Source organism: Virgibacillus sp. M23 (assembly GCF_034190895.1).
GTDB lineage: Bacteria > Bacillota > Bacilli > Bacillales > Amphibacillaceae > Virgibacillus > Virgibacillus salarius.
On record NZ_JAWDHA010000023.1, the window covers coordinates 26,909 to 42,746 of the forward strand.

16 protein-coding genes are annotated in these 15,838 nt (G+C 37.6%); all 16 read right to left on the reverse strand.

Going from position 1 to position 15,838, the window contains the following annotated elements; all coding sequences use genetic code 11:
* Positions 1-34 precede the first annotated feature (34 nt).
* The gene (locus tag RVS70_RS10930) at positions 35-232 is read right to left on the reverse strand and encodes a hypothetical protein (RefSeq protein WP_121603754.1); all 198 of its coding nucleotides are present in this window, start codon (positions 230-232) and stop codon (positions 35-37) included.
* Between the two features lie 299 nt (positions 233-531).
* The gene (locus RVS70_RS10935) at positions 532-2,091 is read right to left on the reverse strand and encodes a lipopolysaccharide biosynthesis protein (RefSeq protein ID WP_121604214.1); all 1,560 of its coding nucleotides are present in this window, start codon (positions 2,089-2,091) and stop codon (positions 532-534) included.
* Between the two features lie 16 nt (positions 2,092-2,107).
* Positions 2,108-3,373 (reverse strand): peptidase, encoded by a 1,266-nt coding sequence (locus RVS70_RS10940; RefSeq protein ID WP_205389360.1) that lies wholly within the window; start codon positions 3,371-3,373, stop codon positions 2,108-2,110.
* Positions 3,370-4,380, reverse strand: coding sequence for a polysaccharide pyruvyl transferase family protein (locus RVS70_RS10945; protein WP_121604216.1), 1,011 nt, complete (start codon positions 4,378-4,380; stop codon positions 3,370-3,372). The genes RVS70_RS10940 and RVS70_RS10945 overlap by 4 nt, the downstream gene beginning before the upstream one ends.
* Positions 4,381-4,386: 6 nt before the next feature.
* A complete protein-coding gene (locus tag RVS70_RS10950; RefSeq protein WP_226983592.1) occupies positions 4,387-5,598 on the reverse strand; it encodes a glycosyltransferase in 1,212 nt (403 codons plus the stop codon).
* Positions 5,567-6,724: a glycosyltransferase family 1 protein gene (locus RVS70_RS10955; protein WP_121604217.1), complete on the reverse strand. Its 1,158-nt coding sequence runs from the start codon at positions 6,722-6,724 to the stop codon at positions 5,567-5,569. Before RVS70_RS10955 ends, RVS70_RS10950 begins: the two co-directional genes overlap by 32 nt.
* A gap of 37 nt (positions 6,725-6,761) precedes the next feature.
* Positions 6,762-7,103 carry a helix-turn-helix domain-containing protein gene (locus RVS70_RS10960; RefSeq protein WP_121604218.1) on the reverse strand — a complete coding sequence of 114 codons (342 nt, stop codon included), beginning with the start codon at positions 7,101-7,103 and terminating at the stop codon, positions 6,762-6,764.
* Positions 7,104-7,106: 3 nt separating this feature from the next.
* Positions 7,107-8,327, reverse strand: coding sequence for a DegT/DnrJ/EryC1/StrS family aminotransferase (locus RVS70_RS10965; RefSeq protein ID WP_321133281.1), 1,221 nt, complete (start codon positions 8,325-8,327; stop codon positions 7,107-7,109).
* Entirely contained in the window at positions 8,278-8,979 is a 702-nt protein-coding gene (locus RVS70_RS10970; RefSeq protein ID WP_321133282.1) for an acetyltransferase, read from the reverse strand. The genes RVS70_RS10965 and RVS70_RS10970 overlap by 50 nt, the downstream gene beginning before the upstream one ends.
* Positions 8,957-9,556, reverse strand: coding sequence for a sugar transferase (locus tag RVS70_RS10975; protein ID WP_026680469.1), 600 nt, complete (start codon positions 9,554-9,556; stop codon positions 8,957-8,959). The genes RVS70_RS10970 and RVS70_RS10975 overlap by 23 nt, the downstream gene beginning before the upstream one ends.
* 323 nt (positions 9,557-9,879) lie before the next feature.
* Entirely contained in the window at positions 9,880-10,095 is a 216-nt protein-coding gene (locus tag RVS70_RS10980) for a hypothetical protein (RefSeq protein ID WP_121603973.1), read from the reverse strand.
* A 370-nt stretch (positions 10,096-10,465) separates the two neighbouring features.
* Entirely contained in the window at positions 10,466-11,533 is a 1,068-nt protein-coding gene (gene galE, locus RVS70_RS10985; RefSeq protein ID WP_321133283.1) for a UDP-glucose 4-epimerase GalE, read from the reverse strand.
* Positions 11,530-12,627: an EpsG family protein gene (locus tag RVS70_RS10990; protein WP_321133285.1), complete on the reverse strand. Its 1,098-nt coding sequence runs from the start codon at positions 12,625-12,627 to the stop codon at positions 11,530-11,532. The genes galE and RVS70_RS10990 overlap by 4 nt, the downstream gene beginning before the upstream one ends.
* Positions 12,628-12,658: 31 nt before the next feature.
* Entirely contained in the window at positions 12,659-13,561 is a 903-nt protein-coding gene (locus RVS70_RS10995; RefSeq protein WP_321133287.1) for a glycosyltransferase family 2 protein, read from the reverse strand.
* Positions 13,558-14,676: a glycosyltransferase family 1 protein gene (locus RVS70_RS11000; protein ID WP_121604225.1), complete on the reverse strand. Its 1,119-nt coding sequence runs from the start codon at positions 14,674-14,676 to the stop codon at positions 13,558-13,560. The genes RVS70_RS10995 and RVS70_RS11000 overlap by 4 nt, the downstream gene beginning before the upstream one ends.
* Positions 14,661-15,815 (reverse strand): glycosyltransferase family 4 protein, encoded by a 1,155-nt coding sequence (locus tag RVS70_RS11005; RefSeq protein ID WP_321133289.1) that lies wholly within the window; start codon positions 15,813-15,815, stop codon positions 14,661-14,663. Before RVS70_RS11005 ends, RVS70_RS11000 begins: the two co-directional genes overlap by 16 nt.
* Positions 15,816-15,838 lie beyond the last annotated feature (23 nt).

The window sequence follows — 15,838 nt, forward strand, 5'->3', positions numbered from 1 at the left end:
TACGCTTCCTCTAGTAGCTATTATGGAATAATAGCTACTGCTTGACCACCACTCCGGCTGCCCACTTCCCTTTCCGTGGGGTTTGTCCTTCAGCTAACTTTTTTAGCAAAACCCGCTCAAAAAAGTGGATCTTCAGGTCAAACATTTCCCACAGGAGTTGAAGTGGCCGGCCTTCGCTATTATCAGGCTCTACAACGCTAGCATGAAGTAACACAGCTGCTTTTATACTCACGGATAGCGATTTTCACTTTACCCATTGGAAAAAAAGTCAACCTATTACTTATGACAAGAATTGTTGCACCTTCGCATAGCGGAGACTAATTACGTAGACTCCTGCGGGATTAGCGCGAGCCGAAAATCCACTTTGCAACGTGTTCTTCTTTGCAAAGTTAGTTGAGGCCGTGCCCCGGATAGCGAAGTAATTAGTCGGAGCATTGCCAATATACATCAAACATTTCAAAATAACTACTTGGCTTAACGCAGTCATTGCACTGATTTTATACTTTCTTAACTTATAAGAAAAACAAGTGATTATTTATGAGAAAAGGTTTTCTCTACTACTGGGTGCTTCATGAGTTTCGTGCTTACGATTCGTTTAGCAACATGATAGAGATAGTTAAACTCTTCTGTCTTTCGAAACAACAGATAAAACAATACATTGGGAATGATTATGCATATAGTACCTCTGAATAAAATTGTCCACATGGTATATGTGGTGAAAAAGCTTCTGGCAATAAAATCCGTTATGATAGCAGCTATAACAACAATTAAGGTATACACCATATATCGTATAAAGTGAAAGCGAACTGGTTGAAAAAAAACATATCTAAAAAGGATATATGGATCATACCAAAAATAAACGCTCCATCTACTTATAACCGTTCCTATGAACACTCCCGCCAAGCCAATTTCCTTTGCTAGTATAATGGAAACTAAAATATTTATTCCTGCTGCTATAATCGGTCGATATTTTCCCTTCCTAAATAAACCCGTTGTTTCTCTAAACGTAGTAGTCGCATTTTGCATACCCGCCGTAAAAAAGTTTAAGATTATGGCAAATACGATAAACATATTTAATACGTACTGATCGCCTAACCAAACGGTAATAAACGGATTAAATAAATTCCAAAGACAAATAGCACAGAAGCCAAATATCCAGAAATTAGTAAAGCGAATAACACGAAATATAAAATACTTCTTTTCCGCACTTTCTTCAACATGTAAGTTACCAACACTTGCTGTTATCGAGTGAAATAAATAGCCTAAAAGCGTAGTAATCGTGCTAATAATTAATAAATAATTGGCATACATCCCTACAAAGGCGATACCGGCAAAAACGGATATAATGATATTGTCTGCACCATGAATAACAACACCGCTAATCTTATATAAAAAGAGAGCATACAAATTACTAAAAAATTGTTTTCTATCTTTTTTCGGTAGCGTTGCATGTGCTCCTTCCATCAAAAATGGATACAATTGATTCGCTTTACGTGCTATATAAACATTCTCCATTACTCGGAAAGCGACCTGTGTAGAAAGAACGACAATATAATTTTTAGTTGTTAATAGTAATACAATCAAACATAGATTAGTCATAACGATAAACACACTGTGTATCTTTGATATTATATGATGTCGTTGATCTGCAATAATAATTGCTTGCTTATGCACAAAATAATAGGACATAACAGATTGCAATAAAAATAACAGATAGATTGCATGCAAATGATCAATTCGTGTATCACCATTTAGTAGGTATGGCAGAAATGGTAATAGTAATAGTCCGATGACACAAACAGCAGCGCCGATGATTCTATATGCCTTTTTAAATAGATTCATGTACGCTTGAATTTTGATCGTATCCTTTTCTGCCAACGGTTTATATAAGCTATAGATCATAGCAGTATCAAAGCCTAAATTCGTTAGTGATAAAATTAAGAGAACACTGCTGAACAGCCCTTCAACACCTACGTATTCGATACCAAGCGTATAAATAAAAACGGTGCGAACAATCATCCCCATGATCAGACTAATTACTTGTCCTGAAACCCCAAAGAACATATTTCTAATTGAGTTTTCGATTCTCATATAAACGCCTTCTACTTTATAAATTTTGCATTCGTATTCGATTTAACCGAGTGCGTACTCTGCGAATAATTATTGGAACGAACTTTGTTAGTCTGTATTTTAAAAGTGCTTTTTTTCTTTTAGCCGCAAAATCATACATTACGAACCAAGCCACTAATTCCTGATCCATAATTTTTTCCTGATTCTCTTTCATTCTGTCTTTAGATAGGTTCCACTGCATGATTCGCGCCGGTGTAAAATACTTCACGTTATCCTTTAAAAAATCGCTTATATGTTGAGATAGACTTCCTGTTATAGGAAATCCGAAATCACTTGGATCGCTACCCTCCGCAACAATACCAACTATTGTACGAACACATTTCTCGCAATGACAGCAATTTTTTTCATTTAAAAAACAGACCCTGAGGTTCACATCCGTTTCCTTGTTTGCGTAATAGTCTACAACTAATTTCACTTTTTCCTGCCGATTTATCTCATAACCGTCATGAAACACATGTCCCGAAGCAAATTTTATCTCATTATCAATCGTTGGATCCGATGCACACTTTGCCCTATATCCTCTAAAATAAGAGCTAGCAATGTATATACAGTTGATTTTCTCCTTATAGGCGATCGGGATAGCCGCAGAAATAATAGCTAAACTATGATGTAAGCCATGCCACCAAGAATCACCAAGTTTCTTTAGAAAATGTCTATCAATTTCTTGAGCGCTAATAAATGTCCCATAATTGGAATGAATAAGAATGTTATCAAGGTTATGGTCACAAGCAAATCGAGTCACGTGTTTTTTATCGGCATCCCATACCTTACTTCGTTGTACGGAATGCTGATGCCATCCATATTCGGTAATAAGTAAGGGCTTCTTTTCCTTGATCCGAATAAAGGTAGCAAGTGCATCAAGTCCCCCACTAAATAACTGAGCAGCTTCATGTTCAGGGGTATAGCTATTCTCTATGAGGTGATCCACATGTATTTCACCTGAAAAAATTACATCTGGGTACATTCGCTGATAGGCTTTCTTGATGTTGGCAAGGCAATCATAAAAGGATTTATCCAATTCAGAAACATAGATGGATGAATTGGTTATCCAAGCAAGTGGTGCGGTGTTCGCAACAAATGGAATAGCTGCTACACTAACCGGGACATCTTTCAAATCATCATTATATTGAAAAAAGAGATGATTACCTTGTTGAAAATACCGTTGGAGTTTCTTGTCTACACGAAACGAAATATCAATCCTTTTTCCATTCACTGCAACATCATCGAGTATAATAGCTTTCATTGAGCACCTCTAAATGACAATTCGGTATCGGACGTATTCACTTGCCTAAATTGTTGTAGCCACGTATTTATTCGCTTGAGATCTAGCTTTACATCAGTAGTAATCGCGGAATGTATGGTGGTTTCTAATTGACTCATTTCTCTTCTGTCTAGTTGATTAAGGTTATATGTCTCTCCCATGCCTCGCGCCCTTTCATCAATACCAATAATAATAGCTCGCTTTTTATGTCTCATTGCATAAATTCCTCCATGTAAACGTGTACCGATATAATCAATATCTTGAGACAATATTTTTTCATACGCTACTAACGTTGGAGAAACAATCTGAATCCCTTCTATATTATCGAGTGTATGAAAGTAATGCAGATCCTCTTTATCTTGAATCCAGAAATAGATCTTTTCATAATTTTTTTGTAAGACATTTATTAATAACTGATCGCATTCTTTATGTCTCGCATGAAAAGTAAGTGTAAAAACCACCGATGTAGCTTTATGTTTCGGAATTTGCAAACAAAAATCTGGCGTGAGTGACCATAATGTCGCACAGCCAGTATTAATTGCCTTCAGCCCCATATCTTCTACGAAACTTTTTGTTCGTTCGTCTCTAACACTATGAATATAGTCATGCGATAATACTTTTTTATAAAGCATTTTTGTATATCGCTTTATTTTAGTTCCTTTTCCTGCACCAACTCCAACCAAAATACTTCCTTTTAAAGGTTGATAATTAAATAGATTAATATTCCATTGTGGAAAATGGGTTAGCATATCCATTGTCAGTAAATTGGATCCTCCGACAAATTTGTATTTCGCATTACTATATAGTTTTACACGGTTAGAGCCTCTAACCACTTGATACCAATGAAATGGAGCTAAATGCGTTGGTAAGGTAAGTACGTAATCCTCCTTTGTAATTTCCGTTAAGTGCTCTCTCACACACTTCATAATAATGTCATCACCCTTATTCAGAGACCCTACAGATGTATCTAATAATACAATATTATCCATTAAAGACTATGACCTCCCTGCGACTTCTTGTTCAAATGTCTGATATAGCTTTTTGATTTCTAATTTATTGCTATAATCCAATTGCTTGGTATTCTCTACTAGTCTTTCTCGGTAGGATGTATGATGAATCAGCTGCTTGATGCCGGTAACCAAACCATCAATTCCGAGAGCACAAATGCATCCATCTACGTTATGCTTAAGCTGACTTGCAGCGGTTGGATAATTGGTAATTAGAACTGGTTTTGCTAAAATTTGCGCTTCTGTTACTGTCACTGCTTTTCCTTCATATCTAGAAGGTTGCACGTAAAGATCTGCTGCTTTCATAAAGGGATACGGATTGACTTTTTTCCCTAATAAGAAAAAATGATTTTGTAGGTGATTGTTGGCGATCAATCGATACAGCATTTGCTCATCTCCACCATAGCCAACAACGTACCAAGCAAGGTTTTTATAACCACTATCTATTATTTGCTTTAATGCTTTTATCGCCATATCAATCCCTTTCGCATGAGATAAACGTGCAACCGTTACGATCTTAAATCTAGTATCGTTTAGCATCGGATTTTCTACTTCTTTTGTTGCCATCTTCCTAACAAACATAGGTGATATCATATTCTCCACTACTTTTACATCAAGTCCTTTATATACGTTTAAAAAAGCCTCTCTGCATGCCTCCGAAACCGCAATAATCGAGTCGAATTTAGCCCACATATCGTAATCCATTTCTTTGTCAACCTGCACTGTTGAATAATCTGTATGTATCCAAGCGATTTTATGATGTGCTTTCACCTTTTCAGCAACAAAATAATGGGGCCATAAATAACTAATTGCAACATCATACTGCTCTTTTATAGTCGGTAGCATCGGCAAGGTATATTTCCACATGAGCTGTGATTGATAATAGCCTGGCTCCGAAGCTTTTAATTTAAAACCGTTTATTTGTGCATGTAGCTTCGCCATTATTCTGGAAAAACCTATCTGGTAATGCCGTTCTTTTATAACGGTTGGAATGGACTTACGAAATGTCGTATACGCTGGTATTTCAGTTAATATATTTACGTTATGTGGAACGAGCTTCAAAAATTCCCCCTGCTGTCTATACAGCATTAAATCGACATGGTACGTATCGTAATCTAGATTTTCAAGTAAGCTAAGGAGACTCCTTTCTACCCCACCAACCTCCATATCAAAGGAGGCGATAAATATTTTTTTCTTCATATACACCACCGCTATCGGATATATAAATGCCCATCAGCTTTGCAATAGCTAGGGAAACCGAATATCCATTTTTTTCGAAAGCAGCTTTCACTTTCATCGTATTCTTTTCTCTCTTATACACCATGTTCATAATTTTATCTGCCCAATATTGTGGCCCTTCCTGCAAAGAAATTCTCGAGATTAGTCCTAATTTAAGGTCTGCCTCCGGTTGAATTGCTTCGGAAACGATACATGGTAAGCCACTCGCTTGTGCCTCTAGTAACACAAGACCCAGCCCTTCATAAATGGATGGAAATAGAAATACATCCATTGTATGCAGAATGGTAGGAATATCCTTGCGAAGACCTAAAAAACGAATATTCTGATCAAGCTTTTCTTGTTTAGCAGTTTCCTGAAGCTCTTTTTGTAACTTACCTTCCCCAACAAGAATTAGCATGACTGTAGGATCTTTTTGTCTACAAACTTTTAGGATTTCCAGTAGAAATCGATGATTTTTAGCTGCGATGAATCTACCAATGTGACCAATAATCCGCTGATTTGATAACCCTTCCTCCCTCTTAAACTGTTCTACCTGCTTGTGATCCTTATACAAAAAATGCGTATACTCAATTGCATTGGGAAAATAGGCATACGTTTGTTTCGATAGCCCTCTTCGGCCGAATAGATAGTGACCAGCATGATTACTACATGCTAATAAATGCGTGGAAAATAGCTGAATGAGCAATCGCATCGTGGGCTTATAGGCTTTTCTAATGATACTGTTGCCTTCATCCTTCGTCGTATGTGCATGCGATATTCTTCGCTTAACACCAGCTAGATAACCGGCTGTCATAGCAACCCCGCAGTGAAATAGCGTATGTGCGTGGATGGCCACATATGGGCCATAGTGCTTGATAGCATGATAGATCTCACGAATTGAATTTGTCTTTGTAAGCGTAATAACGCTACCACCTAAACTTCTAATTTCCTGATCATAATCCGCTTCTTCACTACTGTAAGATATAAAATCGAATTGTATTTGTTGATGGTTTAGTCTTCGATAGATATTCATAAGCAATGTTTCTGTTCCACCACGATTCATTGCACCAACCACATGTAATACTCTAATCGGCTTCTTCTGTTTCATTTATGATCTCCTTTGTAAATTTAAACAGTTCATTTTATTAGCCTAAATCATCTTTCTCCTTTTGCCACTTTGCAAATTCAATCACTGCGCGATATTCATGAAGTTGCCCCTTGTCAATGCCTGTTCTCTTTAGTTCATTTACAAAATCTATCCACTCATGCTCTGGCAATTTTGCATCTTTATCATCTAAGCCTAATATCGTTCGGAGATCGACATCCAACACAGCTGCGATTTTCTCTAATATTTGGATCGATGGATTATGATTGACATTCCTTTCCATACTGCTTAAATAAGATTTCGATATATTTGCACGTTGTGCGCATTCTGTTAAACTAATTCCCTTTTTTTTACGAATACGTTTAATATTTTTTCCCAACATCTCCTATACCTCGCGTTTTCCTATAATAAAAAAACTCCCATTTGGGAGAGAACGCTTAAACGCCTTTCGAATACAAGTAATAACTCGAAACTGCTGCTCTTCCGTTAAGTTTGACCCAGAAGGAAGACAAATCCCTGTTTGAAACAATTGTTCGGCTACGTGAAGGTTTTCTTGATGTGGATAGTACGTAGCATCGTAAAAAAGTGGCTGTAAATGAAGAGGCTTCCAAACTGGTCGTGCTTCTATATTTGCTTCTTCTAAGGTCCTTAACACCTCGTCTGCTGTTGTGTTCGTAGCCTCTGGACTAACGGTAAACGTAGTCAGCCAACGATTGGATCTTGTGTTTTTTAGCTCTTGCATAAATTGAATACCTGGTAAATCTCCTAATAATCGTTCATACCTATCGAACACCTGCCTTCTTGCAGCAACACGTTCCTCCAACACACGTAATTGTGACCTACCAATCCCAGCTATAATATTACTCATTCGGTAATTAAATCCGATTTCGCTATGTTGATAATGTCGTGCTTGATCGCGAGCCTGCGTCGCAAGAAAACGCGCTCGTTGTATAGATTCAACATCGTTTGAGATGAGCATCCCCCCTCCGGATGTAGTAATAATTTTATTTCCATTAAATGAGTAAATTCCATACTTGCCAAACGTACCGGAAGCCTTGTTTTTATAGGTGGTACCTAGGGACTCCGCTGCATCTTCTATGATAGGGACTTCATAGGCATTACAAATCTGTACGATGGCATCCATTTGGGAGCTTTGTCCATAGAGATGAACAACAATAACTGCTTTCGGAAGCTTTCCCCGTAAGACAGCATCCTCCATTGCCCGCTTTAAAGCTTGCGGTGACATATTCCAGGAATCAGGCTCTGAATCTATAAAAACCGGTTCTGCCCCTTGATATAAAATGGGATTAGCGCTAGCAACAAATGTTAACGTAGAGCAAAACACCGTATCTCCTCTCGTAACATTCATCAAACACAGCGCTAGATGAATAGCGGCCGTTCCCGAGCTTAGCGCAACCGCATCCTTAACACCTACTCGCTCAGCCATCTCTTGCTCAAACCTATCTACATTTGGGCCAAGTGGGGCAATCCAATTCATCTCAAACGCCGCTTCTATATATTCCATTTCTGTACCACTCATATGTGGCAAGGATAGATTAATTCTTGGCTCTGTCAATAAGCTCACCCTCTTTTTTCGTTTTATCATTATTGACGAATCTATCTATAATTCGTGTAGGGGAACCAACAGCTTTACTATAGGCTGGGATATGCTCAATAACGGTAGACCCTGCACCAATAATGGACCATTTTCCTAGATGCTTTCCTGGTATGATAGTAGCTGATGAACCAACATGAACTCCCTCACCCGTGCTTACATTCCCCGCTAATGTTGCATTTGGTGAAACATGCGAATAATCACCTATTATACTATCGTGCTCTACAATTGCTGATGTGTTGATAATCGAGTACATTCCTACTTCAGCATTCGCATTGATTATCGCATGAGGCATAATTACTGATCCAAACCCAATGGTAGCAGATTTACTCACTATAGCTGACGGGTGAGCTATGGATAGATAATGCTTTGGTAACAATGGTAGTTGCTCCACAATTTCCTTTCTCACTTTATTGTCACCAATAGCAATAACCACCTTAGTTCCTTTACGTAAAAGCTTTATAAGATAAGATACGGGTGCATGAATGACACCTTCTATCTGAAATCCACGTTCATACTTATCATCTAAAATAGCTACAACATGATAATTTTCCTTAGCAAATATCATCTCTTGTACAACCTTGCTATGTCCACCATCTCCTATGATAATGATCCGCATCTTATTGGGCTTCTTTCGTGCCATGAAACTTTGTCATTGTTGCTGAACCCTGTTGAGTTATCCCTTCTCTTTTAAGCACTTTAATAAAAGTTAAAACTAAGATTCTACTATCTAATAGGAGATTTTGATTTTTTGCATACCAAATATCTAATTTAAATTTTTCCTCCCACGTAATTGCATTTCTTCCATTTACTTGAGCCCACCCTGTTATGCCAGGTTTCACCGTATGACGAAGTAACTGCTCTTCGTTATATAATGGAAGGTATTCCATCAGTAGTGGTCGAGGACCAACAATACTCATCTCACCTTTTAGCACATTAATAAATTGTGGAAGTTCATCTAAGCTGTATTTTCTTATCCACTTACCCAAAGCTGTTAAACGTTCTTCATCTGTTAATAGGACGCCATTTTTCTCCTTTTCATTTATCATCGTTCTGAGCTTATACAGCTGAAACGGTTTATGATGCAAACCAGGGCGTTGTTGTTTAAAAATAATAGGACTTCCCAATTGCAGCCTGACCCCCCCAGCAACGATAAGGAAAATAGGAGAAAATAAAATAAGGATACTAATGGACAAAAAAACATCAACCAATCGTTTCATATATTTAACTCCTTTCTATGAAGCGTTTCCCTTATAAAAACTGCCGTATACACGAACAAAAGCGCTAGCGCCTGATTAGAAACGGAGCAACGAAGTGAGTCGGCAGAGATAAAGGAATCACAGTGAGCTTACGAACCGATGATGACTTATCGTAGAAGGATTCGTGAACTCGCCTAGTTTCTGGGCGCTGGAGCTGAACACGGCTCAACACGCCCATATTTATCCACAAGGCAGATCCTTCATTTCCTAGATTAGAAAAACGGAGCAAAATTCGCTCAGTCCTTATCACTAAATGCTCAGATTTACGCTTCCTCTAGTAGCTATTATGGAATAATAGCTACTGCTTGCTTGACCACCACTCCGGCTGCCCACTTCCCTTTCCGTGGGGTTTGTCCTTCAGCTAACTTTTTTAGCAAAACCCGCTCAAAAAAGTGGATCTTCAGGTCAAACATTTCCCACAGGAGTTGAAGTGGCCGGCCTTCGCTATTATCAGGCTCTACAACGCTAGCATGAAGTAACACAGCTGCTTTTATACTCACGGATAGCGATTTTCACTTTACCCATTGTAAAAAAAAGTCAACCTATTACTTATGACAAGAATTGGTGCACCTTCTCATAGCGGAGACTAATTACGTAGACTCCTGCGGGATTAGCGCGAGCCGAAAATCCACTTTGCAACGTGTTCTTCTTTGCAAAGTTAGTTAAGGCCGTTGCCCGCGGAAAGCGAAGTAATTAGTCGGAGCATTGCCAATATACATCAACCATTTCAAAATAACTACTTGGCTTAACGCAGTCATTGCACTGATTTTATAGTTTCTTACACTACAAAAAAGCGCTGAGAGCGCTTTTTTAAGGCTTCTTTTAATTGAGTAGAAGAGGAGAAGCATTATAAAGTTGGATAAAAAGCCATTAAAAAATCCCTGCATTTTTTATCAGGGATACATTCGTTTTATTCCGTTTTGTTACTTCCTCATAGCCATTTAGATTAGTAGATTGCCATCTCCACGTATCCTTACACATAGCGTCAATTCCTCTGGTTGCTTGCCACCCAAGTTGTTCTTTTGCTTTCGAGCAATTTGCATAACAAATGGCTGCATCCCCAGATCTTCGTGCTTCTATCGTATAAGGAATAGTTCTACCAGTAGCTTTTTCAAATGCAGCTATTACTTCTAATACACTGTATCCTCTACCAGTACCAAGATTAAATGTATTTATACCTGTGGAGGATTGTACGTTTTCTAGTGCACTTAAATGACCAATAGCTAAGTCAACCACATGAATATAATCTCTTATTCCTGTCCCATCTTTCGTAGGATAATCATTTCCAAATACATGAAGCTTATCTAACTTTCCCACAGCAACCTGTGAAATATAAGGAAGTAGGTTATTCGGTATACCATTTGGATCCTCTCCTATCAAGCCACTAGTATGCGCACCAATTGGATTAAAATAGCGCAATAAGGCTATACTCCAACGTTGATCTGAAAAGTATAAGTCTTGCAGCATTCCCTCAATTATTTGTTTCGTACGTCCGTAAGGGTTTGCTGGCTTCAGCTCCGTATTCTCATCAATCGGAACTTGATTTACAGCACCATATACTGTGGCCGAGGAACTAAACACCAATTTATTGACCCCATGCTCACGCATAACCTCACATAAAATGACGGTGCTATGGACATTATTACGATAATATTTAAGCGGGAATGAAACAGACTCACCCACTGCTTTATAACCAGCAAAATGCATGACCGCTTCTATATTATGCTTAGCGAACACCTCGCTAACACTCGCTTTATCTAATAAACGGATAGGATATGCTTTCACTTGCTTACCAGTAATTTCCGTTATCCGCTTTAATACATTTGGATTACTATTTTCAAAGCTATCCATAATAACGATGTCATAACCTTTATTAAGTAGCTCCACACAGGTATGACTACCAATATATCCAGCCCCTCCAGTAACGAGAATGGTCATTTTTCTCCCCCTTTCGTGTTCCATACAAGGTAATCACTTTCATATAAAATTTGTAGGCTTATTACATTTTCATAATAATAATAAGCGAAGTAGCAAATTAAAATTCCAAAGTAGATAAATTTTTGGTCCTTTTCACGAAATAGCTTTACAATCCATGAAATAAGAATTAACTGATATAACTCAAAATAAATGGAAATTCTAGCGAATATCCAATTCTGCGTAGATATCAACATAAAAATAAATCCTAATAGCGACATATTTACAATATAATCACTATTTGGAGTTAATTCCCTTAATTTATTCCTACCTAGAAAAGCAATAAATAAAGGCACCGCACCTACCGCAACCCGCAGGATATTCGACCCACCTTCCTCAAAGCCTTTATAGTGACCATATTGGGTATCCTCTAGTGCTGAAAATAATAGTGCTGAGAATTGTTCAAATCCAACTACGATGACTAAAGATACCGTAATTAATACAAGAGTCGCTTTGGACCATGCCTTAAATCGCACTAAAAAATATATAGGTAATAGAATAAGTGCGCTTTGATGAAACAAGGAAGCCAAACAAATAATCAATGCATATTTGATAAAACTTCCTTCCGTTACATATTTTATTGCTGTGAAAGCAATTGCAGCAGCTAATACTTGCCGTATGCCGTTCATAGATACAAGGAATAAACCACCTGTGATGTAGACATACAAACTAAGCTCTAGCATTCTTGAATAATGGTATAAAACAAAAATAATGAACACATTTGTGATAAGAGCTGTTGTAAAAATCAAGATTTGCGGATCTTCTGAAATAAAATTTTTTAATAGCATTTGTAGCAAACCAAAACCGATATCCTTTTGCGCTATTACTGTATCCCATGTGAAATTATTAAGCTCATAGGAATATTTGTAAAAAAAAGTATCTCCAATATTAGATCGTAGTCCGGAAATGACTACAAGAGATACTAATGAAGCAAAAACAAATAATTTATTTGGTCGAACCGCATCAACTACGCCTGGAACGGTAATTGGTGTTGCCACATATCGGGCTAAAAAAGAAAATGAGAAAACGAGTATAAGGTTAAACCAAAGCAAGGCCATATGATTTTTCCTTTCGGGATAAAGTAAATCTTTATTGGGCTGAGGTCATTGTGGTAGTAGTCGATCTAAACTTAATATATAAGAACAATAAAAAGCCAAGTGGTATAGCTAATATTGTAAGTGTTTTTACTGGTGTTTCTTTGAGAAATGAACGATTATTACTTAGCATACTGCTTGATACATAGTGGATAGCCTGCCTAAACTTAAAAGCAGTACTAGCGAACGGTAACTGCATTAGCTCTTTACGATAAAAGGAAAAGCCCTTTGGGTTATTTCGATACTGATTTATCATATTATAAGAAGAACCATCAGGTAGATATTCTACATGGCATAGTACTTGATTCATTAATAACATCTCATAATCCCTATCTAGCATAAAATATTTATATGCTAGTCCTAGATAGTTTTCATTTTCAAATAGTGGATAGTTATACTTCCGCGTTAATGCTGTTCGATAGACAAGCTTCTTATCCCCTTTAACACCATATCTGTGATAAAGATTAAATAATGTTGATTGGCTGACGTGCTGTGGTAACGGAGTGCCAATAATCTTATTATGCTTATCTGCATCAAGGCCAATAATTCCACTAACTTGTTCACTGCCATAGTCATCCCAAAATGATAGAATCTTTTCAACAGCATCCGTTGGCATATAATCATCTGAATCGATACAAACATTTAATTCTGTTTGGATACGTTCATAGGCAGTGTTATGTGCACCATGCATCCCTTTGTTTGGCTGCCAACAATAATCAATTTGTATCACATCTTCTTCTTTCCACTTTTCTACTAATTCCCACGTATGATCCGTCGAACCGTCGTCCACAATTAACCATATAAAATCTTCAGAGGTTTGTGCTTTTAAGCTTTCGTAACAATGGTGAAGACAATAGGCTCTATTATACGTGGGAGTAAATATCGTTATACGTTTCATACAATCTCCTCTCGTAAATTGATGTAAGCGTCTTGGGTTTCACGTGCGGTTTTTCGTATATCATATCCCCTTTGCGACACTGCATCTTCATACATATAACGAGTGAAGGCAGCTTTATGACATTTCATTATCTGCTTGATCCAACGATCCTTAGCATTAAGTTCTATATATTCTATAAGACCGAATCCCATATCCACTTCTTTCGTAATCGTATTAGCAATGATGCAGGGTAAACCTGCACTTTGCGCTTCAATCAATGTAACCGGTAACCCCTCATGTAAAGATGGAAAGATAAACGTATCAAACGCCTGTAATAAAAGATGTATATCCTTTCGTATACCAAGTAAACGCACATGACTTTCAAGATTCAACTCACTAATTCTTTTTTTCACTTTTGATTTTAATGGTCCATCCCCAACTAATAATAGGACGGTATTAGGTATTTCACGTTGTATTTCCTTAAATAATTCTAGTAAATATAGATGATTTTTTTGTCGTGTAAACCTTCCAACATGACCTATTACAAATGTATTTTCTGATATACGCAGCTTTTCCCGCATATCGTTGCGTAACTGCTGAGAAAATTGAAATTTATCTGCTTCAATGCCGTTCTTTAGAATAAAAGCTTGCTGTGCCTTATTTTTAAACAACCAATTTGCTGCAGCTTGAGAACATGCATAATAATGGGTAGCACTCTGTGTAATAAAGCTGCCTGCAAAGCTCTTGTATAGTTTTGTAGCTAGACTTCCTTCACTTTCCGTATTGTGGCTATGGGATATTCGAATGGGTACATTCGCTGCCTTAGCTTCTCGAAGAACGAGTCCACTCATCTTATCGAGGTGGGAATGAACAATGGAATATTCTTGATTTTGTTGAAAAAACTGTCGTAAACCCCGCCTAAATCCATGATGCCCAACATCCGTAATATAAGGGATCCGATGAATACGTCCACCCATCTGCTTAATTGTTGCATCGAATTCACCTTCTCTACACGTTAAAAAATCAAATTGAACCCTTGTTCGGTCCATATTTCGATATAAATTCATCAGTAGCGTTTCTGCTCCCCCTCTGTTCATATTTACGACAACATGAAGGACTCTTAGTGGGCTACCCATACTTTCTCCTCCCCTTCGTTCATATACCTTTTATAAATGCTATGCAACTGCTCTAGTACCAAGCTTTGACTATAATATTGTAAAATTGTATCACGAGCATTTTCACCTAATGATTGCCTTTGTGCTGGTGTTTCAGATAGAAGCTTTATTTGTTGAGCAAGCAATCTAGAATCCATTTGTGGTAGCACGATACCATTTTCATTACACTTGATTAATTCCCTATATCCTCTATTATTCGTAGCGACTATTGGAATACCGCATGCCATTGCCTCCATAATACTTACGGGTAAGCCTTCTCGATAACTGGAACCCAACGCAATATCACAAATAGGCAAGAGGTTATGTACATCCTTACGAAATCCAAGAAATTGGATAAGATGTTCCACGCCAAGCTTTGTAGCTAACTCCTTACAAAAATGGAATTGATCACCCTCCCCAACAAGGAGTAGCTTTACATTCGGGAGCTCTTCTTTTAAATAAGCTAAAGCATGGATGAGGAATTGCTGATTTTTATTTTTGTTAAATTCTCCAGCGTGAAATAGTAAAAAGTCATCTGGTTGAAACCCGAATGACTTTTTTTGTATTGCTTTTTTTGCCTGGTCTATCGGGATAAATGTAGCTGGATCAACACCAACACCATTAACCTTGTTGATCTCCCCTGCTTTAAAACCATGCTTCACCGCTAATTGATAGTCCTCATTATTAATTACTATTAAGCTATCCGATAAACGAGCAAGATACTTCTCAATAGGATAATAGATGAGCCAACTTTTCCATGATCCTCCTTTACAAAAATGAAATCCATGTGCTGTATACAAAACCTTCGTCCCTTTCTTTCTTCCCCTCCTTGCCGCCATTCTAGTTAACATACCACCCATAGGTGTATGACAATGGACGATAGCATACTGTTGTTTCTCGATTAATGATTTTAATTGCTTATAGCCTTTCCAATTTGCTAGACGAAATGGCGATCTGTCAATCTCGATATTATATTTATGATCAACATAAGGTAATTCCATTGAACCTTTAGCAGCAACCTCGACTTGCCAGCCCTGCTCCTTAAACCACTTTAAATATGGCAGATGAAATGCTTTAAAATGATAATCTACGGTTGCACAGAATAAGATTTTCTTTGGCATACTCTATTCACCTTTTCTTAAAG

Bases quoted from the DNA above. Each gene is read 5' to 3' on its own strand.
- RVS70_RS10935 (WP_121604214.1), bottom strand. From the start codon at position 2,091: ATGAGAATCGAAAACTCAATTAGAAATATGTTCTTTGGGGTTTCAGGA.
- RVS70_RS10995 (WP_321133287.1), bottom strand. From the start codon at position 13,561: ATGAAACGTATAACGATATTTACTCCCACGTATAATAGAGCCTATTGT.
- RVS70_RS10965 (WP_321133281.1), bottom strand. From the start codon at position 8,327: ATGATAAAACGAAAAAAGAGGGTGAGCTTATTGACAGAGCCAAGAATT.
- RVS70_RS10970 (WP_321133282.1), bottom strand. From the start codon at position 8,979: ATGGCACGAAAGAAGCCCAATAAGATGCGGATCATTATCATAGGAGAT.
- RVS70_RS10950 (WP_226983592.1), bottom strand. From the start codon at position 5,598: ATGAAGAAAAAAATATTTATCGCCTCCTTTGATATGGAGGTTGGTGGG.
- RVS70_RS10960 (WP_121604218.1), bottom strand. From the start codon at position 7,103: ATGTTGGGAAAAAATATTAAACGTATTCGTAAAAAAAAGGGAATTAGT.
- RVS70_RS11005 (WP_321133289.1), bottom strand. From the start codon at position 15,815: ATGCCAAAGAAAATCTTATTCTGTGCAACCGTAGATTATCATTTTAAA.
- RVS70_RS10945 (WP_121604216.1), bottom strand. From the start codon at position 4,380: ATGGATAATATTGTATTATTAGATACATCTGTAGGGTCTCTGAATAAG.
- RVS70_RS10940 (WP_205389360.1), bottom strand. From the start codon at position 3,373: ATGAAAGCTATTATACTCGATGATGTTGCAGTGAATGGAAAAAGGATT.
- RVS70_RS10975 (WP_026680469.1), bottom strand. From the start codon at position 9,556: ATGAAACGATTGGTTGATGTTTTTTTGTCCATTAGTATCCTTATTTTA.
- galE (WP_321133283.1), bottom strand. From the start codon at position 11,533: ATGACCATTCTCGTTACTGGAGGGGCTGGATATATTGGTAGTCATACC.
- RVS70_RS10955 (WP_121604217.1), bottom strand. From the start codon at position 6,724: ATGAAACAGAAGAAGCCGATTAGAGTATTACATGTGGTTGGTGCAATG.
- RVS70_RS11000 (WP_121604225.1), bottom strand. From the start codon at position 14,676: ATGGGTAGCCCACTAAGAGTCCTTCATGTTGTCGTAAATATGAACAGA.
- RVS70_RS10990 (WP_321133285.1), bottom strand. From the start codon at position 12,627: ATGGCCTTGCTTTGGTTTAACCTTATACTCGTTTTCTCATTTTCTTTT.